A 20,203-nucleotide genomic window follows, 5' to 3' on the forward strand; every position below is an offset into this window, starting at 1 on the left:
GAAAATGCACAAACTGAATATGAGGGGGAAATAACATGACAAAGTATATTTTTGTAACAGGCGGCGTTGTGTCGTCATTGGGAAAAGGGATCACCGCTGCGTCTTTGGGCCGCTTGCTGAAAAACAGAGGCTTGAATGTCACCATTCAGAAGTTTGACCCCTATATCAACGTTGACCCGGGAACCATGAGCCCATACCAGCACGGTGAAGTTTTCGTTACAGGCGATGGCGCCGAAACGGATTTGGATCTTGGCCACTATGAGCGCTTTATCGATATCAATCTGACTAAGTTCAATAATGTGACAACTGGAAAAATCTATTCCACTGTCCTGAAAAAAGAGCGCCGCGGCGACTATCTGGGCGGAACAGTCCAGGTTATCCCGCATATTACCAATGAAATCAAAGAAAGAGTTATGCGTGCAGGTCATGAGACCAATGCCGATGTCGTCATCACAGAAATCGGCGGTACAGTAGGGGATATCGAATCCCTGCCATTCCTTGAGGCGATCCGCCAGATCAAGAGTGATATCGGCCGCGACAACGTTATGTACATCCACTGTACCTTGATTCCTTACATCAAAGCTGCAGGCGAAATGAAGACAAAGCCGACACAGCACAGCGTAAAAGAACTGCGAAGCCTAGGGATCCAGCCAAATGTCATTGTCGTTCGTACTGAGATGCCGGTTTCCCAGGATATGAAGGATAAAATCGGTCTGTTCTGTGACCTTGATCCGAAGGCTGTTATCGAGTGCCGTGATGCCGATACATTATACGCAGTCCCACTTGCCCTGCAGGAGCAGAATTTTGACCAGATCGTCTGTGATCACTTGAAGCTGGATTGCGGACAGGCAGATATGGCTGAATGGACAGAGCTTCTGAACAAGGTCCGCAATCTGTCCAAGACAACGAAGATCGCCCTTGTCGGAAAGTATGTAGAGCTGCAGGATGCCTATATTTCTGTTGTGGAAGCATTGAAACATGCCGGCTATTCCTATGATTCTGATATTGAAATCAAATGGGTCAATTCAGAAGAAGTAACAGAAGGAAACGTGGAGGAGCTTCTTCAGGATGCTGACGGAATCCTTGTTCCGGGCGGATTCGGCGACCGCGGCATTGATGGAAAGATCCTTGCCATTCAGTATGCACGCGAGCAGAAGCGCCCATTCCTTGGCATCTGCCTTGGCATGCAGCTTGCTTCCATTGAATTTGCCCGCAATGTCCTTTCATTGGAAGGAGCGCATTCAGCGGAAATTGATCCTTCTACACCGCATCCGATCATTGACCTGCTGCCTGAGCAGAAGGACATTGAAGATCTCGGAGGGACGCTCCGCCTTGGCCTGCAGGCGTGCAAGCTGAATGAAGAAACAAATGCATATGCTGCTTACCAGGATGAGGTTGTCTATGAGCGCCACCGCCACCGCTATGAGTTCAACAACCATTACCGCCAGGCAATGGAGGAGAAAGGCTTTGTCTTCTCTGGTACAAGCCCGGACGGCCGTCTTGTTGAGATCATTGAAGTGAAGGATCACCCTTGGTTTGTCGCTTCCCAGTTCCACCCTGAATTCATCTCAAGGCCAAACCGCCCGCAGCCGCTGTTCCGCGACTTCGTCGGTGCATCCTTGAAGCATCAGGAAAATAACTAAGTATACTAAAGCCCCCTCTGGATTTGAGGGGGCTTAGTTTTTTAACAGGGTGAATAACTGCAAGATGCCCAAAGAGCGTAAGAAACCCTGTTGATTGCAGTGGAAGGCACGAAGACTCCTGCGGGAAAGTAGCGGCAATGCTGAGACCCCGCAGCGCGTAAGCGTGAGGAGGCTCAGCGTCGCCCCGCGGAAAGCGAAGTGCCTGGAACGGAAATCAACAGCCCCATTAGAGGCAGAAAACTGTACTTGGAGTCATCTGTTCTGCTATTCATACTCACTCAATATCTCATCAATCGTGAACTTCAGACCATGGTATACAAAGAGTGCAGCGATGGCAGAGGGGTAGCCGAAGCGGTTCCCTTCTTCATCGGGAAGCAGTCCCTTTGTTAATTTCAGGTCGATATGGACATCCGCAAGCTCAGCAAGGGATGGGCCTTCTCCTTCCACAGCAGTGGAAATGGCGGCAAACGGAATCATTTTTTCAGAAAGTGCTTTTGCCAGGGCGACTGCCTGTTCATCATTAGAGTGGCGGGAGATGATCAGAAAGCGGTCTGTATCAGCGATATCATTTTCTGAATGAGCATCAGTCCAATGGGCAGCGGATGCGAGCGGTTCTGCTCCTTCGGTTGCCTCCAGGACAGCAGCCTTCATTTCGCGGGTGGCATAAATCTGGATCCTGCCTTCGCCTGCAGGGGCCTGGGCCAGCAGCCGGGCTGCGTCCTCAATGCTGAATTCTTCTTTTTCCATCAGCTTTTTGAAGATTCCCGTCAGCTGGGTTGAAAACATTTTTAGCAATGTGAACTTCCTCCTAATTGGTGCAATAATCAATCTGCAGGTCATAAACTCCGCAGGATCATGAACACTATTTGTGGTCTTATTATAGTGAAATGAAAGCTAAAGGTAAAATATTCGGCAGAATCGAACAAAAAGAAGCAGGAATTCAGACGGGAAAGGGAGAATGTTGAGAAGTGGATATATTTTCTATGACCAATGGTCACTTTTAAAAAAGCAGGAGTTTGATTTCACTGGCGCTGGAATCCCGCATAACAGCAGTCTGCATAGCTTCCGTGCGGGAAGCGGCAAGTGTCAGCAGTGAGCTTCTTATCTTATCGGGAAAGCGGGAATTCTTATGTGCTGTCAAAAATATAGAAGGGTTATCTAAGCCCGGCAGGACATAAGAATTCCGCTTTCTGTCTATCAGCATCAGATGTAACTATTTTAGGGAAGAGGTGGCTGTATGAAAGGGAAAATATTAATAGTAGACGATCAGTTCGGCATCCGCATTCTATTGAATGAAGTGCTGCAAAAGGAAGGCTATGACACCTATCAGGCTGCAAATGGCGTCCAGGCCCTCGAAATCGTTACAAAACATTCTCCGGATCTTGTCCTGCTCGATATGAAAATTCCCGGCATGGACGGCATTGAAATCCTGAAGAGAATGAAAGTCATCGACCAGGATATCCGTGTGATCATCATGACTGCCTATGGTGAGCTCGACATGATCCAGGAGGCAAAGGACCTGGGGGCTTTGACCCATTTTGCCAAGCCATTTGATATTGATGACATCAGGGCTGCTGTCAAAAAGTATGTCCCTATCACGAATTCATTTTAGGAGAGTCCGGATAAATTCTAATGTTAAATGCCAGCTGGTTAAAAAAATATGCTGGTCCGGTCCAAAAAAATGAATATTTAAAATGATAGCGTTTGCTTTAAAATATTCTGTCCTGCAGCGAAAAATAGCGCTGGATTAATGGAATTTCTGATTCTCTTTTGGTATGATACAAATGAATTCCAAAGGATTGCGTCCGTTTTGCCTATTGCAAGATAGGGTACATATTCATGGGCATGCTGGGAAAAACTTTATGTGAATCCCTGCAAAGAACGATGCAATCATTAATAAGGAGGAAGAAATATGCCTTTAGTTTCCATGACTGATATGCTGAACAAAGCTAAATCAGAAGGCTATGCTGTAGGTCAATTTAATTTAAATAACCTTGAGTTCACTCAAGCGATCCTTCAGGCTGCAGAAGAAGAGAAATCACCTGTTATCCTTGGTGTTTCCGAAGGTGCAGCTCGTTATATGGGCGGCTTCAAGACAACTGTGAAAATGGTAGAAGGGCTTCTTGAGGACTATAAGATCACTGTTCCTGTTGCCATCCACCTTGACCACGGTTCAAGCTTCGATAAATGTAAAGAAGCAATCGATGCAGGCTTCACGTCTGTCATGATCGATGCTTCACACGGTCCTTTCGAGGAAAACGTGGAAATCACTTCTAAAGTGGTAGAATATGCACACTCAAAAGGTGTTTCTGTTGAAGCCGAGCTTGGAACTGTCGGCGGGCAGGAAGACGATGTAGTAGCTGACGGCGTCATCTATGCTGATGCTAAAGAATGTGACGAGCTTGTCAAGCGCACTGGCATTGACTGCCTTGCTCCTGCACTTGGCTCTGTTCACGGTCCTTACAAAGGCGAGCCAAACCTTGGCTTTGCTGAAATGGAAGAGATCGGAAAGCTTACAGGCATGCCTTTAGTCCTTCATGGCGGTACAGGCATTCCTACTAAAGACATCCAGAAAGCTGTTTCCCTTGGAACAGCGAAAATCAACGTAAACACTGAGAACCAGATTGCTTCCGCGAAGCGCGTGCGCGAAGTATTGGCGGCTGACACAGAAGTGTACGATCCGCGCAAATACTTAGGACCTGCACGTGAAGCGATTAAAGAAACAGTAATCGGCAAAATGCGCGAATTCGGTTCTTCTAACAAAGCTTAATACAGATCCAGTATGTTAAAATAGACTTGAAACCGCCTTTCTGAAAGGCGGTTTCAATTCATTTATGTCGATTTTAAAAAATAAGTCGAATAATCTTAGGGGGAAGCGAAATGAAATTTTTTATTGATACGGCAAACCTGGAAGAGATTAAAGAGGCCCATGCTCTGGGAATACTGGCAGGAGTAACGACCAATCCTTCTTTAGTGGCAAAAGAAAAAAATATTTCATTCCATGACAGGCTGAAGGAAATTGCCGAGCTTGTACCCGGCTCTGTCAGCGCAGAGGTCATCGCACTTGATGCAGAAGGCATGATCAAAGAAGGGAAGGAACTGGCGGCAATCGCCCCTAATATCACCATCAAGGTCCCAATGACACCGGATGGACTGAAGGCTGTCCATGCTTTTTCAAAAGAAGGGATCAAAACGAATGTAACCCTCATCTTCAGCGCCAATCAGGCTTTGCTTGCAGCAAGGGCCGGTGCTTCCTATGTTTCTCCATTCCTTGGCAGGCTTGATGATATTGGCCATAATGGTCTGGACCTTGTAACTTCCATCAGGGAAATCTTTGATATCCACGGAATCGAGACAGAAATCATTGCAGCTTCAGTCCGCCATCCGCAGCATGTCACGGATTCAGCCCTGAGAGGAGCCCATATTGCCACCGTCCCGCTTAAGGTCATCAATCAAATGTTCAATCACCCTCTGACTGACAAAGGGATTGAAGCATTTTTGGCTGATTGGGACAAGCGTTCTGAATAACCCCGAAGAGAGCACTGCTGCGCCGGGAATTATCTGAATAGGCGGAAATGTAAGTGCATACTTCAAAAATTTAACTTTTTTCAATTCTCATACATGAAGTTTAAATTTTCGTGTAAACTAGATGGTGAGGATAATGTCGGAATTCGTCTTTTGCTCATGGAAAATTATCCCTATACGGTAGCTTTTGATATAATGGACAAGCTATCCCATACTGAGAATGAAAAGTCCAACGGTGCTATACTTTCGCCTGCAGCGGCAGGCTGGCAATCAATGTTCAGAGATTTGCAAAGGCACTTAAGGGCAGGAAAGGAAGTCAAAAATGGAAAAGCTTATGATTGCGGGCGGCTACCCTTTAAAAGGAACTGTTAGAATCAGCGGAGCCAAGAACAGTGCGGTAGCATTGATCCCTGCTACGATTCTCGCAGATTCCCCCGTAACAATTGAAGGTTTGCCGGATATTTCTGACGTTCAAATACTGAAAGGGCTTTTGGAGGAAATTGGCGGAAGTGTCGATTTTGCTGATAACGATATGACCGTTGATCCTTCTTCGATGATTTCCATGCCCTTGCCCAATGGAAAAGTTAAAAAGCTGCGTGCCTCTTATTATTTGATGGGGGCGATGCTCGGACGCTTTAAAAAAGCGGTGATCGGCCTGCCTGGCGGATGCCATCTGGGACCGCGTCCGATCGACCAGCATATTAAAGGCTTTGAAGCGCTCGGTGCCAGCGTGACAAATGAGCAGGGTGCCATTTATCTCCGCGCAGACGAGCTGAAAGGTGCAAGAATTTACCTGGATGTCGTCAGTGTCGGTGCCACGATCAATATTATGCTGGCTGCGGTCAGGGCCAAAGGGAAGACGATTATTGAAAATGCGGCGAAAGAGCCTGAAATCATCGATGTGGCAACGCTCCTCACCAATATGGGTGCGAAAATCAAGGGAGCGGGTACAGATGTCATCAGAATTGAAGGGGTGGACCAGCTGCACGGCTGCCGCCACACCATCATTCCGGACCGGATTGAAGCAGGGACATATCTGATCCTCGGTGCTGCTGCGGGTGAAGGGATCCTGATCGATAATGTCATTCCCCAGCATTTGGAATCACTGATTGCCAAGCTGCGTGAAATGGGCGTGAACATAGAGGCGGGAGATGACCAGATTTTTGTCAGCCCAGCTGAAAAAATGAAGGCCGTTGATATTAAAACGCTTGTGTATCCGGGATTCCCGACCGATCTCCAGCAGCCTTTCACGTCTTTGCTGACAGGGGCCGAAGGGACAAGCATGGTGACGGACACCATCTACGGTGCCCGCTTCAAGCATATTGATGAGCTGAGGAGAATGAATGCCAGCATTAAAGTCGAAGGCCGTTCAGCGATCATCAATGGCCCGATCCGTCTGCAGGGGGCCAAGGTGAAGGCGAGCGATCTCAGAGCGGGAGCCGCCCTCGTCATTGCCGGGCTGAAAGCCGAAGGTATAACGGAAGTGACAGGACTTGAGCATATAGACCGCGGCTACAGCCATCTTGTTGAAAAGCTCAATGGGCTGGGTGCGACCATCTGGCGCGAGAATCTGACCAAGGAAGAAATGGAGCAGATGAAAAACGCCTGAAGACAGATAGAGAAAACAACCCGGGGAGGAAAACAGAATGGAAAGAAGTTTATCGATGGAGCTTATCCGTGTTACAGAAGCAGCAGCACTTGCTTCAGCCCGCTGGATGGGAAGAGGCGTAAAGGATGAAGCTGATGATGCTGCTACCTCTGCCATGAGGGATGTGTTCGACACGGTGCCAATGAAGGGTACTGTTGTAATCGGGGAAGGGGAAATGGATGAGGCGCCAATGCTTTATATCGGAGAAAAGCTTGGGACAGGCTATGGCCCCCGCGTCGATGTAGCGGTAGATCCGCTCGAAGGCACCAATATCGTAGCCTCCGGAGGCTGGAACGCGCTTGCTGTCCTGGCTGTCGCTGATCATGGCAATCTTCTTCATGCACCTGATATGTATATGGATAAGATTGCAGTCGGTCCCGAAGCGGTCGGTGAAATTGATATCAATGCTTCTGTTATCGATAACTTGAGGGCTGTCGCCAGGGCCAAGAACAAAGATATTGAAGATGTCGTGGCAACCGTGCTGAACCGGGAGCGTCATCAGCATATCATCAGCCAGCTGCGTGAAGCAGGGGCAAGGATCAAGCTGATCAATGATGGCGATGTTGCAGGTGCCATCAATACCGCTTTTGACCATACAGGTGTAGATATTCTGTTCGGATCCGGAGGTGCGCCGGAAGGGGTGCTCGCTGCAGTTGCGCTGAAATGCCTGGGCGGCGAAATCCAGGGCAAGCTGGTTCCGCACAGCGATGCTGAAGTTGAAAGATGCCAAAGCATGGGCCTTGACCTTGGAAAGATTCTTCGCATGGAAGACCTTGTCAAAGGTGATGATGCCATCTTTGCAGCAACAGGCGTCACAGACGGCGAGCTGCTGAGAGGGGTCCAGTTCAAGGGCTCTTACGGTTCTACGCATTCACTTGTCATGCGCGCCAAATCAGGCACGGTCCGCTTCATCGACGGGCGTCACAGCCTGAAGAAGAAGCCGCATCTTGTCATGAAATAAAGATTTTTTTTGCATGCCGGTGCAAACCCTTTCACTGAAGGGAATCGGAATCGGCCTGCAGAAAAAATGATATAAGAGAGGGGACCTGGCTTGCCGGCTGAAGCCGGTCCCTTTATATATTCCCCCGAAACAAGGCAATCTATGAAAGAACGAAAAAATTATATTGATTAACTTTCAGGTATAAGGGTAAAATAGAGATTGTTTTTGAAATCTGTTATGATGGTTATGCAGTGCAGATATGGTCTGTTTAAGCCTGAGTGCCAGGAACATACCAAAGATACTATCCTTTTTAACAAGCTGAATCATCCTTCCAATGCTTCGATGAACCTCAAACGCTTTCTTTCCTTTTTCCTTTCATATTCTTAATACAGTACGATATTGTCATTTTATATGGGGAAAATGATTTAAAATTCAAAAGAGTGGTGTCAATATGGGATTAAATATATCCAGTTTAGAAAATATGAAGTTAAAAGAGCTCTATGAACTTGCCCGGGAATATAAAGTTTCCTACTACAGCAAGCTGACAAAGAAAGAGCTGATTTTTGCCATCCTGAAAGCCCGCGCTGAGCAGGAAGGCTACTTTTTCATGGAAGGCGTGCTGGAGATCATCCAGTCTGAGGGCTTTGGCTTCCTAAGGCCGATCAATTACTCGCCAAGCTCAGAGGATATCTACATTTCCGCTTCGCAAATCAGGAGATTTGATTTAAGGAACGGAGATAAAGTATCCGGAAAAGTCCGCCCGCCGAAGGAGAATGAGCGCTACTTCGGCCTCCTGCAGGTTGAAGCTGTCAATGGCGACGATCCGGAATCTGCCAAGGAGCGTGTCCACTTCCCGGCTTTGACGCCTTTATATCCTGATAGGCAGATGAAGCTGGAAACAACGCCGAAGCATGTGTCCACAAGGATCATGGACGTACTTGCACCGGTTGGATTCGGCCAGCGCGGACTGATTGTCGCTCCGCCGAAAGCGGGTAAAACGATGCTGATAAAGGAAATCGCCAACAGCATCACGACGAATCATCCTGAGGCAGAGCTGATTGTTCTCCTCATTGATGAGCGCCCGGAAGAAGTGACTGATATTGAACGTTCTGTTGCCGGTGATGTAGTCAGCTCGACATTTGATGAAGTGCCCGAAAACCATATTAAAGTGGCCGAGCTTGTCCTTGACCGGGCAATGCGCCTCGTGGAGCATAAACGGGATGTCATCATCCTCATGGACAGCATCACAAGGCTTGCTCGTGCTTATAACCTGGTCATCCCGCCAAGCGGACGTACGCTGTCCGGGGGGATTGACCCTGCAGCATTCCACCGTCCGAAGCGTTTCTTCGGGGCGGCGAGGAATATTGAAGAAGGCGGAAGCCTGACCATCCTAGCAACAGCCCTTGTTGATACCGGCTCACGGATGGATGATGTCATTTACGAAGAGTTCAAGGGAACAGGAAACATGGAGCTTCACCTTGACCGCCAGCTTGCAGAGCGCCGTATTTTCCCGGCCATCGATATCCGCCGTTCAGGTACACGGAAAGAAGAGCTGCTTATTCCGAAAGAGCATCTGGACAAGCTGTGGGCGATCAGGAAGTCGATGTCGGATGCGCCTGATTTTGCTGAGAAGTTCCTCCGCAAGCTGAAGCAGACGAAATCCAATGAGGAGTTCTTTGCCAATCTCGGCGAAGAAATGAAGAACGGCAGGCGTTCCCAATCCTGATCTGTTCACAATCTGAAAGTCAGTAAATCCCATCTTGCAAAAACATGATGTCCTTGTTATAATAACAACAGTGTGTTTTTGAATTATACGGTGTGTCCAAGCATCGTACTATATAACTCTGTTTCGCAAGACTCAGGGCAAAAGGAGATGAAAGAAATGAAAGCAGGAATTCATCCTAATTACAAGAAAATCACGGTTACATGTGCTTGCGGCAATCAGTTTGAAACTGGTTCTGTAAAAGATGAGGTTCGTGTTGAGACTTGCTCTGAATGCCACCCATTCTATACTGGCCGTCAGAAATTCGCTGAAGCAGGCGGACGTGTGGATCGTTTCAACAAAAAATACGGTCTTAAAGGTCAACAGCAATAATGATAAGAAACAGGCAAGTTTTTACTTCTTGCCTGTTTTTTATTGCCGATAGAAGAATATGATGATTAGATAGGTTTATACTTTTAACAAAAAGTGTAAGTTGTAAAAGGGGAATTGGCGCTTTGGCGCCGTGTTTTCTTTAGCAAGGAAGGAGAGGCCACTCATGTATGTAATGAAGCACCACGGCTGGGTTGAGGTTATCTGCGGCAGCATGTTTTCGGGAAAATCGGAAGAGCTCATCCGCCGTGTCAGAAGAGCGCAATTTGCAAAGCAGAAGATAGCTGTGTTCAAGCCGCAGATCGATAACCGCTACAGCGAGGAAGCAGTTGTCTCCCACAATGGAACATCAGTCATTGCCAAACCCATCAGCCATTCAACGGACATCTTCAAGCATATTGATGAAGATATGGAGATTATCGCCATTGATGAAGTGCAATTTTTCGATGATGAAGTTGTGAAGGTGATTCAGCATTTAGCTGATAGCGGATACCGGGTGATCGCTGCCGGGCTCGACCAGGATTTCCGCGGTGAGCCGTTTGGCCAGATGCCGGCTTTGATGGCAATTGCAGAACTTGTGACAAAGCTTCAGGCAGTATGTGCAGTGTGCGGTTCGCCTGCCAGCAGGACCCAGCGCCTCATTAACGGAAAGCCGGCTTCATACGATGATCCGGTCATTCTTGTCGGAGCATCAGAGGCTTATGAGCCGCGCTGCCGCCACCACCACGAAGTTCCGAAATCGCCGAATGTCCTCAACAGTTCGGAAACGACCCGTACGTTATCCTAATAGATGAAAGCTCAGGCTCTGCTTAGTGAAAGCAGGGTTTTTTGCTGTCCGAGTGGCCGGATTCCTCCAGCAAACTGCCTGAATTTGGGTTGTGGATTCACCTCCGGGAAAGGAAAACCTATTAATGGAGGTGTTTGAAATGATGAAATCCATTTTCGCAGCTGCAGCAGTCCTTTTGGCCGCTCTATTGGGAGGATGTGCACAGGATGATAATGTGGCGGGGATCCATGAGCAGAACGAAGACCAGAATGGGACAAACTTGATCACTGACGGCGGGGGCCAGGTAAAAAGGGGCCTTGATCAAGTGTCTGACGAGGACCGCGACAGGACGATGAGCGATCAGAACCCGAACTTCCTCAATATCGATGGAGGGCGGGTCAACGATCAATCTGATGTTGACAAAGCGCGCCAGGTCGTCAATCAATACACAGAATATGAGCCGGATGAAGTCTGGATCAACGGCGGCCGCATGTGGGTCACGGCCCACACAGACAAAAGCCTGTCAGCCGAAGAAAAACGCAAGGCCCAGGCCGAACTGCACAAAACACTCACCAAAGCCCTTCCACGGTATAACATTGAAGTGCGGTTGAGTGAGCGGTAGGAGAAGGTGAAAAAATGGTGACAGGCACCTGTACCACTTCTTTGAAATGGTGACAGGCACCTGTACCACCTTTCTGTGCGAAGACCTTGATTTGGGTAGGTTTGTATTGAATTGGGTGCCTGTCACCTATACCACTTCTTTTTTGAAAGGTGCCTGTCACCTATACCACTGCCTATGCACTTCCAGCCCTGGTTTTCCGGGGCTTTTTAGGTTTTGACCTGGGATGCGCTGTATACTATAATTAGAATGTTATGGGCATGATGGTTTAATGGACTTATTTTATGAATTTATGAGCTTTTTTAGGTGTGAAAGCCGATTTATATAGAATAGAATCAAAATGAGGTGAAGGACTGTGTACGATCGTCTTCAAGCTGTAGAAGATCGCTACGAAAGGCTGAATGAGCTTTTGAGCGATCCTGAGATTGTTAATGATACAAAGAAGCTGCGCGAATATTCCAAGGAGCAGTCAGGCATCCAGGAAACGGTGGAGGCATACCGCGAGTATAAAGAAGTCCGCGGGCAATACCAGGATGCAAAAGCGATGCTCGAAGAGAAGCTCGATGCAGAAATGCGCGAGATGGTGAAGGAAGAGATAGGAGAGCTCGAAGACAGAGTGGAAGCTCTGGAAGCGCGCCTGAAGATCCTTTTGATCCCGAAAGACCCTAACGATGATAAAAACGTTATTATGGAAATCCGCGGAGCGGCAGGCGGCGACGAGGCTGCTCTGTTTGCCGGTGATCTTTACCGCATGTACAGCCGCTTTGCCGAGGTGCAGGGCTGGAAAACAGATGTGATCGAGGCCAGCTCAACAGGTGTCGGCGGCTACAAAGAAATCATTTTTATCATCAACGGAAACGGTGCCTTCAGCAAGCTGAAGTTCGAGAATGGGGCCCACCGTGTTCAGCGTGTGCCTGAAACTGAATCTGGCGGCCGCATCCATACTTCGACAGCAACGGTTGCGGTTCTGCCGGAAGCGGAAGAAGTTGAAATCGAGATCCACGATAAAGATATCCGCGTCGATACATTTGCTTCAAGCGGACCAGGCGGCCAGAGCGTTAACACGACGATGTCAGCCGTGCGCCTGACCCACTTGCCTACAGGGACGGTTGTTTCCTGCCAGGACGAAAAATCACAGATCAAGAACAAAGAAAAGGCAATGAAGGTTCTTCGTGCCCGTGTGTATGATAAATTCCAGCAGGAAGCACAGGCGGAATACGACCAGCAGCGGAAATCCGCAGTGGGCACCGGTGACCGTTCTGAACGGATCCGCACCTACAACTTCCCGCAAAACCGTGTAACAGATCACCGCATCGGCCTGACCATCCAGAAGCTTGACCAGATTCTTCAAGGCAAGCTGGACGAAGTGATTGATGCCTTGATCATGGAAGAGCAGTCAGCCAAGCTGAAGGAAGCTTCAGATGCCTGATCAGCCTATGAAAGTCTATGAAGCCCTGAAGTGGGCTTCTTCTTTTTTAGAAACGGCAGGGAGAGATTCCAACGCGGGTGAAATCCTCCTGGGCCACTTTCTGAATATGAGCCGTTCCCGCCTGCTTGCGGAGATGAGGGAAGAGCTGGATCCGAGGATACAAGGGGCCTTCAAAGAAGCAGTCCAGCTGCACGCGGACGGCAGGCCGGTCCAATATATCATTGGAAAAGAAGAATTTTATGGGCGGACATTCCTTGTGAATGGAAATGTTCTCATCCCCCGTCCGGAAACAGAAGAGCTGGTGCTGGAAGCCCTGAAGAGGAAGGAAAAGCTTTTCGGCAGAGAGGCTGCCTCTGCGGCTGCTGATATTGGAACCGGAAGCGGAGCGATTGCGGTAACCCTGAAATTGGAATCGCCTGACCTCCAGGTAACTGCCACAGATGTGTACGGGCCTTCCCTTGACACGGCAAAGGAAAATGCAGACAAGAACGGTGCTGAAATCGAGTTTATTTTAGGAGACCTGCTGCAGCCTTTCATAGAGGAAAGCCGGAAATTCGATATTATCATATCCAATCCTCCCTATATCCCGCTCAGCGATATGGAAGGGATGTCTGAAGTCGTCACCGAAAACGAGCCCCACCGCGCCCTATTCGCCGGCCAGGATGGACTCGACCTCTACCGACGCTTCATGGAAGAACTGCCGCTCGTCCTAAAAGAAAAATCACTCGTCGGCTTCGAGGTCGGCGCCGGCCAAAGCAAAGCCGTATCAGAACTGCTGCGGACCGCATTCCCAGATGCCAACATAGACATAGTCTACGACATCAATGGGAAGGACCGGATGGTTTTTGCTGAGATTGGCTGGCAGTTTGATGGGGTGAAGAAAGATTGCTAAGTTTTTATAAAAGAGCAAGCCATTGTTCTTCGTTTGAAAACGAATGAAACACAAACCTGCCATCTAAATATTAAAGCCTGTTGATTTCCGTGAGGGCACGAAGACTCCTGCTGGATTGCAGCGGCAAAGCTGAGACCCCGCAGACGCGCAGCGGTGAGGAGGCTCAGCGCCGCCCCGCGGAAAGCGAAGTGCCTGGAACGGAAATCAACAGACCCCATTTATAAGCAATCTAAATGACAGATCTCAAACACGGGATTTTTTTTTTATATTTTGCTAGTTTAAGAATCCCCCTTCCTGTCCACAATGGATTAGTGAAGGGACGGTGTCGGAAATGACAGCAAAATCATTAGCGAAATTATATATCATTATCTTATCCTTAGGAACAATGCTAAGCCTATACATACCAAAAACAGAGGTAGCAGCGGAAGACCCGCTCGTCATACCGCAGGAAGCCATCCGCCTACGCATCCTCGCAAACAGTGACAGCGAAGGAGACCAGGCGCTGAAACGGCTGGTGAGGGACGCAGTCAATAAGGAAATCACTGAATGGGTCAGCGAACTGACTTCAATAGAAGAAGCCCGTTCATTAATCAAGTCGCGCCTGCCGGAAATCCAGGAGATAGCAGAGAACGTGGTAGAAGAAGAAAATTCAGATCAGACAGTTAAAGCCAATTTCGGCAAAGTGGATTTTCCTACTAAGCTCTATGGCCAGTTTCTATATCCTGCCGGCGAATACGAAGCAATTTTAATTACACTTGGTGAAGGCGATGGAGCGAACTGGTGGTGTGTTCTTTTTCCTCCTCTATGCTTCCTTGATTTCTCGAATGGAGTAGCTGTAAGTGATGGATTCGAAGAGGAAAATCAGGAAAAAGGAGAAGTTGGTAAAAAAGAACTAGATGGGAATGTGCTGGAAGATAGTAAGTCTAAAGAACCATCTAGCGAAAAAGAGCCGGTCTTTGTTAAAGAAGAGGAAGAAAAGGCGGAAGTTAAGTTTTTTATCAAAGAATTATGGGATAAAATCTTCGGATAGTATGCTGCTCTTTTCATAGAGCGGCTTTTCTTTTTGTAGGAAAAACGGCACAAGAGAAGCTGATGCCATTGTTACAAGTGCATGACAAGCCTTTTACAGATGCTGGGAGCATGTTTGATTCTGGGAGAAGCGGATATTAAAGGAGTGTAAGCCAAAACAACAATTACTGAAAAGGAGATGGAAGACATGGCAAACAACAATAACAACGATAAAATGTCCCGCGAGGAAAGAGGCCGCAAAGGCGGAGAAGCAACCAGCAATAACCATGACAAAGAATTCTATCAAGAGATCGGTAAAAAAGGCGGAGAAGCAACATCTGAAAATCATGACAAAGAATTCTATCAGGAAATCGGCCAAAAAGGCGGAGAAGCTACTGCTGAAAGCCATGACAAGGAATTCTATCAGGAAATCGGTAAAAAGGGCGGAGAAGCTACTTCTGAGAACCATGACAAGGAATTCTACCAGGAGATCGGCCAAAAAGGCGGAGAAGCTACTTCTGAAAACCATGATAAAGACTTCTACCGCGAAATTGGTGAAAAAGGCGGAAATTCAAGAAACAACAACAACGACTAAGTTTATAGTGTAAAGGAAGTTTAAATTGAAAGATTCCAGATAGCACGGCAGCCCGTTAACTGATGGCTGCCGTGTTTTTTTATTCTTTTTATGTTCTACTTTTTCCCGCGCCCCATAGATATATTACTAGATTACAAAATCTTAGTGGGGTGAGCGTATGGAGACAATGATCCGCTGTGCACAAAATGGAGACGAAAATAAACTGGCCGCGTTTTTGGAAAAAGCCAATCTGGGGACAGAAGGCATTTCTGATTCTATCAATTATTTCTTGCTTATGGAAGATGAAGAGGAAAATATTAAAGCGACATTAGGCATTGAGCCTCTAGGAAGTGTGGGCCTCCTCCGCTCACTGGTACTTTCGGAAAGAGCATCTGAAAAAGATCTGCTGCTGCTTGTGGAGCAGATTCTGCAGCTTGCGAGGGAAAGGGAACTCGAGTCACTATATATGGCGACAAATAAAAAAGGAGCAGCAGAGTTCTTCAAACTGCTTGGCTTTCAGGATGAAAAAAGCGAGCTTCCGGAAGAACTGTACAGTTCCGCCCATGTCCAGCATATTCTAACTGTGGATAACTTTTCATTCCTGAAGCTTTCATTATAAATTGTGGATATATCCACAAAGTTATCCACTATTATCGAAAAGTTATACACAAATTGTGGACAAAACTTGAGTTATCCTCCATCTTCTTTTATACTTTCAAAAGTGATTGTGGTTTAAAAGCTGAAACAAAGGGTATACCACACAGAATTTGAACAGTATTGAAGGTGGGCATAACAATGAAGACAGAAATTTGGTCAGTGGATAAAAATGTGGATAGTTTAAATGATTATCCACAGATTAAACAGGCAGCTGCTCTTTTAGCCCAAAATGAGACGGTTGCCTTTCCGACTGAGACTGTTTACGGACTTGGTGGAAATGCAAGAAATGACGAAGCAGTCAAGAAGATATTTGAAGCGAAGGGCAGACCTTCTGACAACCCCCTCATTATTCATATTGCGGACAGGGAGCAGCTTGAGGGGATTGTGGAAAGTGTCCCGGCTAGTGCAGATAAGCTGATGGAAGCCTTTTGGCCAGGTCCGCTGACAATTATATTCAATAAAAAAGACGGGCAGCTCTCAGAGACAGCAACGGCAGGGCTGAATACGGTCGGAATCAGGATGCCGGATCACCCGGTGGCTCTCGCCATTCTCCGTGAAAGCGGCGTTCCGGTAGCCGCTCCAAGCGCGAACAGGTCCGGGCGGCCCAGCCCGACTACTGCCGGACATGTGGAGGAAGATTTGAACGGGAGGATTGCAGGAATTGTGGATGGCGGTCCTACCGGAGTAGGTGTTGAATCCACTGTCCTGGATTGTACGGGAGGGATTCCGGTCATCCTGAGACCTGGCGGAGTGACGAAAGAGCAGCTCGAGCAGGTAGTGGGAGAGGTAGCGGCCGATCCTGCGCTTGCCGATGAGAAGGAGGCGCCGCGCTCCCCAGGCATGAAGTATCGGCATTATGCACCTGATGCTCCCTTATATATAGTAGAAGGAACAAGGGAACGGATTCAGGAATTGGTGAACGAACAGCATGCGGAAGGCCTGAAAGCCGGTGTGCTTACAACGGCCGAAAATGAAAAATTTTACGACAGCGATTTTACATTTATATGCGGCAGGAGAGCGAATCTGGAAACAGTGGCAGCCTCACTTTACGAAGCATTACGGAGCTTCAACAGCTCTGGAGTGGATGTGATCTTCAGCGAATCCTTCCCCGCAGAAGGTGTCGGTGAAGCCATTATGAACCGGCTTCTCAAAGCAGCAGGCCATCGAATCATTAAATAATTTTAGTGCCAGGCACCGTCTGTGGACATTTCAATGTGATTTGTCCGCGGGAGGTGCCTGGCATTTTTTAGGCCCGCAGGAAGCGGGTCATGAGGACGTTGCCATACGACGTGGCGTACTTAGTCCGCGTTCCTCGATAGAACAGTCGCCTCCGCTTTTCTATTGTCCAGCTCCGGCTCCTAGGTGCTCGAGTCATAAGCCAAGCAGGCCAGAAGGTTACAGAACAACCTTCCGTCCTGCTCGTCTTATGCATGAGGCGCGCAGGATGCGGGTCATGCGGACGTTGCCACAGGACGTGGCGTACTTAGTCCGCGTTCCTCGATAGAACAGTCGCCTCTACTTTTCTAATTCTATTTCCCCTTGGACGTGCATATGCTGAATTAGCAAGTCCAAGGAGGAGAATGGATGACTTCGTTTTTTGGGGAACTTATTACGTTGATGTTAATGGCGTTTGCCCTCGGGATGGATGCTTTTTCGGTCGGGCTTGGCATGGGCATGTTCGAGCTGCGCCTGAGGCAAATTTTTAAAATAGGAATAACGATCGGTCTTTTCCATGTCTTCATGCCGCTGTTAGGAATGATTGCCGGCAGGTTCCTATCGGAGCAGTTCGGCTCTATTGCGGCCTATATCGGGGGAGGGCTGCTGCTGCTGCTCGGTGCCCAGATGATTTGGTCAAGCATCAAGGATGATGATTCAAGCTTGATTACACCCGTTGGTTTCGGCCTGCTCATTTTTGCGTTGAGTGTCAGCCTGGACAGCTTTTCGGTCGGTCTCTCTCTTGGAATTTATGGAGCGAAAACAGCGCTTGTCCTGGTATGTTTCGGTGCAGCCGCGGCGATTCTGACATGGGCAGGGCTATTGGCCGGACGCAAGGTTCAGGGATGGCTTGGATCCTACAGCGAAGCACTCGGCGGAGCCATCCTCCTCGCTTTCGGCATAAAGCTGTTATGGCCATTTTTTTAATGCGGGAGGCTATTCATTGCAGAAAACAAAGGCATCCTGGCGGGTGTCTTTTTATGTTGCGTTCCTTTTGCTGGGCAAGCCCCCTCCGCATTTCGTATTGTCCAGCTGCGACGGCTAGGGCCTCGAGTCATAAGCCACGCTAGAATTAAAGGCAAAGAACGCCTTTTATTCTAGCGCGTCTTATGCTTGTCGGCCCTGGGCAAGCCGTCTCCGCATTTCGGTTTGTCCGGCTCCAGGGGCTAGAGCCTCGAGTCATAAGTCACTTAGGAATTAAAGGCAAAGAACGCCTTTTATTCCTAAGCGCCTTATGCTGGGCCCGCAGGATGCGGGTCATGCGGACGTTGCCACAGGACGTGGCGTTTTTAGTCCGCGATCCTTAATCTGAGCAAGCCCCTTCCGCACTTCGTGTGAACTTTCTATAAATTTTTCCATGCTTGTCTATTGAAAGTGTGACATTTGGCTTATAATGGAGGGAAAGGGGGCTGCATCGATGAGACGCGTATTGTTTGTTTGTACTGGTAACACTTGCCGGAGCCCGATGGCAGAGGCTATTTTGAAGAGCAGGGAGCTTCCGGGGATTGAGGTGAAGTCTGCTGGTGTGTTTGCTGCCAATGGGGGACAGGCCTCCGCATATGCGAAGCAGGTTCTTGAGGAGCAGGGAATTGCCCATGTACATACCTCGAGCGCACTGACGGCAGAGCTGGTTGAATGGGCAGATGTCATTTTGACGATGACGTCCGGGCATAAATGGAATGTGGTCAGCATGTTTGAGGGAGCAGAGGGCAAAACCTTTACACTGACAGAGTTTGCAGGGGAACAAGGCGGTGAGATCCTTGATCCATTCGGCGGAAGCCTTGAAATATACAGAGAAACCTTTAATGAACTGAAAAAGCATATTGAACAGATTATTAACAAATTAGAGAAGTAACGACCAGGGGGCAATTATGGAGAAGAAGCGCTATAAGTTCGGGTTGAGAAAAAAGCTTGTGCTGTTAACGACCATACTGGCATTCATTACCTACACCACGAGTGCGGTGTTCATTTATGGTCTTTATCCAATTGTGAAGGAGTATCTGCCGTTCGGGGAAGCGGCTTTTAACATTATCACGCTTTCTCTTGGGGCCATGTGGTCCGGTGTATTGACATTCGTTGCGGCCGGCTTTATCACGAAACCGCTGCAAAAGCTGGAGAAGACAGCTCTGAAAGCGGCAGAAGGCGATATCAGGGAAGACGCGGAGCTTTCCAAATCAGATGATGAAATCCGTTCCCTCGGAGCGGCGTTCAACCATATGCTTTCAAATCTCCGGGAAATGGTCGCGAAAATCGATGAAAATTTTCAGCATACCAATGATAAAGTAATCAGCATTTCACAGGAAGCATCAGCTGCCGCCGAGCAGGCTGCAAGCATCTCCAGGACAATCGGCGAGATTTCCCTGGGTGCCGACAGCTCAGCTGTGTCGATTCAGGCGACTGCCGAGTCGGTCGAGGATGCAACAAGGATTGCTGAAGAAGTACAGCAGCAGGCGAAAACGTCCCAGCAGGTTTCCGGTGAGCTAGTCGATGATCTGAATGAATCGAAGAAAGTCATCCACTCTCTTGTAACTGGAATTACCAAGCTGGCGGAAGATAATCAGGAATCATTGCAGACCGTCAAGCGCCTCGAAGATAATGCTGCGAAGGTAGAGCAGATCATCCAGCTCGTGGGAGATATTGCAGCTCAGACCAACCTGCTGGCGCTGAATGCTTCGATTGAGGCTGCGCGTGCAGGTGAGCACGGCAAAGGCTTTGCCGTCGTGGCAGAGGAAGTCCGGAAGTTGGCTGATGAAAGCGCCAAAGCGGTCCAGGGCATTTCCGAATTGATTAAAAACATCCAGAATGAAGTCCAAAATGTTGTTAGGCAAATTACGGACCAGGTCGAAACGGCATCTGCCGAGGGGAAAAAAGGAGTCAAAACCAATCAGGTCATCGGTGAAATGACGAATACCGTCAACCAGATGGCTTCGTCTGTCACAACGATTTCGAGCCTGGTGGAGCAGCAGATGGATGGCATCCGCCATTCTGCCACCCAGTCGCAGGAAGTGGCAGCCATCGCGGAGGAAACATCCGCCGGAGCCCAGGAGGTCGCCTCTGCAACTGAAAATCAATCAATGGTCATTTCCAATGTGGAGAAGCTTGCTTTTGAATTGAAGGATGAGGCGGAAAAGCTGAAGGAAACGATCACCAAGTTCAGGGTTTAAACAACAAGAAAGAATCTCTGCGGCACAAGCG

Annotated in this window: 20 protein-coding genes and 1 pseudogene; 20 read left to right on the top strand and 1 reads right to left on the bottom strand. The window is 48.3% G+C overall.

The window, feature by feature from the left end; genetic code table 11:
• Positions 1–35 precede the first annotated feature (35 nt).
• On the top strand, positions 36–1,643 hold the full coding sequence (locus tag Q9R36_RS13365) for a CTP synthase (RefSeq protein ID WP_094769141.1): 1,608 nt from the start codon (positions 36–38) through the stop codon (positions 1,641–1,643).
• 264 nt (positions 1,644–1,907) lie between these two features.
• On the opposite strand, the gene Q9R36_RS13370 is transcribed toward Q9R36_RS13365, so the two are convergent.
• Complete coding sequence (locus Q9R36_RS13370) at positions 1,908–2,438, bottom strand: DUF2529 domain-containing protein (RefSeq protein WP_094769142.1); 531 nt, start codon at positions 2,436–2,438, stop codon at positions 1,908–1,910.
• 442 nt (positions 2,439–2,880) lie between these two features.
• Here Q9R36_RS13370 and Q9R36_RS13375 point away from each other — a divergent pair, with 442 nt between their 5' ends.
• The 19 genes and pseudogenes from Q9R36_RS13375 to Q9R36_RS13460 all read left to right on the top strand — a co-directional run bounded on the left by Q9R36_RS13375 (position 2,881) and on the right by Q9R36_RS13460 (position 20,172).
• A complete protein-coding gene (locus Q9R36_RS13375) occupies positions 2,881–3,255 on the top strand; it encodes a response regulator (RefSeq protein WP_009792595.1) in 375 nt (124 codons plus the stop codon).
• A gap of 300 nt (positions 3,256–3,555) precedes the next feature.
• Entirely contained in the window at positions 3,556–4,413 is an 858-nt protein-coding gene (locus tag Q9R36_RS13380; protein ID WP_101548883.1) for a class II fructose-bisphosphate aldolase, read from the top strand.
• 110 nt (positions 4,414–4,523) lie between these two features.
• Positions 4,524–5,171 (top strand): fructose-6-phosphate aldolase, encoded by a 648-nt coding sequence (gene fsa, locus Q9R36_RS13385; RefSeq protein ID WP_009792597.1) that lies wholly within the window; start codon positions 4,524–4,526, stop codon positions 5,169–5,171.
• A 319-nt stretch (positions 5,172–5,490) separates the two neighbouring features.
• Entirely contained in the window at positions 5,491–6,777 is a 1,287-nt protein-coding gene (locus Q9R36_RS13390; RefSeq protein WP_009792598.1) for a UDP-N-acetylglucosamine 1-carboxyvinyltransferase, read from the top strand.
• A 37-nt stretch (positions 6,778–6,814) separates the two neighbouring features.
• On the top strand, positions 6,815–7,777 hold the full coding sequence (glpX, locus tag Q9R36_RS13395) for a class II fructose-bisphosphatase (protein ID WP_009792599.1): 963 nt from the start codon (positions 6,815–6,817) through the stop codon (positions 7,775–7,777).
• A gap of 430 nt (positions 7,778–8,207) precedes the next feature.
• Positions 8,208–9,482: a transcription termination factor Rho gene (rho, locus tag Q9R36_RS13400; RefSeq protein WP_009792602.1), complete on the top strand. Its 1,275-nt coding sequence runs from the start codon at positions 8,208–8,210 to the stop codon at positions 9,480–9,482.
• A gap of 156 nt (positions 9,483–9,638) precedes the next feature.
• On the top strand, positions 9,639–9,851 hold the full coding sequence (rpmE, locus tag Q9R36_RS13405; RefSeq protein ID WP_009792603.1) for a 50S ribosomal protein L31: 213 nt from the start codon (positions 9,639–9,641) through the stop codon (positions 9,849–9,851).
• A gap of 163 nt (positions 9,852–10,014) precedes the next feature.
• A complete protein-coding gene (locus tag Q9R36_RS13410; protein ID WP_094769143.1) occupies positions 10,015–10,635 on the top strand; it encodes a thymidine kinase in 621 nt (206 codons plus the stop codon).
• Positions 10,636–10,774: 139 nt separating this feature from the next.
• Positions 10,775–11,236 carry a hypothetical protein gene (locus Q9R36_RS13415; protein ID WP_142385234.1) on the top strand — a complete coding sequence of 154 codons (462 nt, stop codon included), beginning with the start codon at positions 10,775–10,777 and terminating at the stop codon, positions 11,234–11,236.
• A 352-nt stretch (positions 11,237–11,588) separates the two neighbouring features.
• Complete coding sequence (prfA, locus tag Q9R36_RS13420; RefSeq protein ID WP_009792606.1) at positions 11,589–12,662, top strand: peptide chain release factor 1; 1,074 nt, start codon at positions 11,589–11,591, stop codon at positions 12,660–12,662.
• Positions 12,655–13,554: a peptide chain release factor N(5)-glutamine methyltransferase gene (prmC, locus tag Q9R36_RS13425; RefSeq protein WP_276519729.1), complete on the top strand. Its 900-nt coding sequence runs from the start codon at positions 12,655–12,657 to the stop codon at positions 13,552–13,554. Before prfA ends, prmC begins: the two co-directional genes overlap by 8 nt.
• Positions 13,555–13,885: 331 nt before the next feature.
• A complete protein-coding gene (gene spoIIR, locus Q9R36_RS13430) occupies positions 13,886–14,584 on the top strand; it encodes a stage II sporulation protein R (RefSeq protein ID WP_311225309.1) in 699 nt (232 codons plus the stop codon).
• Between the two features lie 186 nt (positions 14,585–14,770).
• A complete protein-coding gene (gene gsiB, locus Q9R36_RS13435; RefSeq protein WP_022544504.1) occupies positions 14,771–15,157 on the top strand; it encodes a glucose starvation-inducible protein GsiB in 387 nt (128 codons plus the stop codon).
• Positions 15,158–15,314: 157 nt separating this feature from the next.
• Positions 15,315–15,755 (top strand): GNAT family N-acetyltransferase, encoded by a 441-nt coding sequence (locus Q9R36_RS13440; RefSeq protein ID WP_311225310.1) that lies wholly within the window; start codon positions 15,315–15,317, stop codon positions 15,753–15,755.
• 176 nt (positions 15,756–15,931) lie between these two features.
• A complete protein-coding gene (locus Q9R36_RS13445; RefSeq protein WP_094769145.1) occupies positions 15,932–16,972 on the top strand; it encodes an L-threonylcarbamoyladenylate synthase in 1,041 nt (346 codons plus the stop codon).
• Between the two features lie 405 nt (positions 16,973–17,377).
• The gene (locus Q9R36_RS13450) at positions 17,378–17,935 is read left to right on the top strand and encodes a manganese efflux pump MntP (RefSeq protein WP_022544503.1); all 558 of its coding nucleotides are present in this window, start codon (positions 17,378–17,380) and stop codon (positions 17,933–17,935) included.
• 490 nt (positions 17,936–18,425) lie between these two features.
• Positions 18,426–18,863, top strand: coding sequence for a low molecular weight protein arginine phosphatase (locus tag Q9R36_RS13455; RefSeq protein WP_094769147.1), 438 nt, complete (start codon positions 18,426–18,428; stop codon positions 18,861–18,863).
• A 196-nt stretch (positions 18,864–19,059) separates the two neighbouring features.
• Positions 19,060–19,233 (top strand): annotated as a pseudogene (locus tag Q9R36_RS26210) (HAMP domain-containing protein); the annotation flags it as partial.
• A gap of 12 nt (positions 19,234–19,245) precedes the next feature.
• Positions 19,246–20,172, top strand: a complete 927-nt coding sequence (locus Q9R36_RS13460; RefSeq protein WP_411236147.1) for a methyl-accepting chemotaxis protein — start codon at positions 19,246–19,248, stop codon at positions 20,170–20,172.
• The last annotated feature ends 31 nt before the right edge of the window (positions 20,173–20,203 follow it).

Origin of the sequence: Bacillus sp. AG4(2022) (assembly GCF_031844465.1) — a bacterium.
GTDB classification, from domain to species: Bacteria; Bacillota; Bacilli; order Bacillales; family Cytobacillaceae; genus Bacillus_AB; species Bacillus_AB infantis.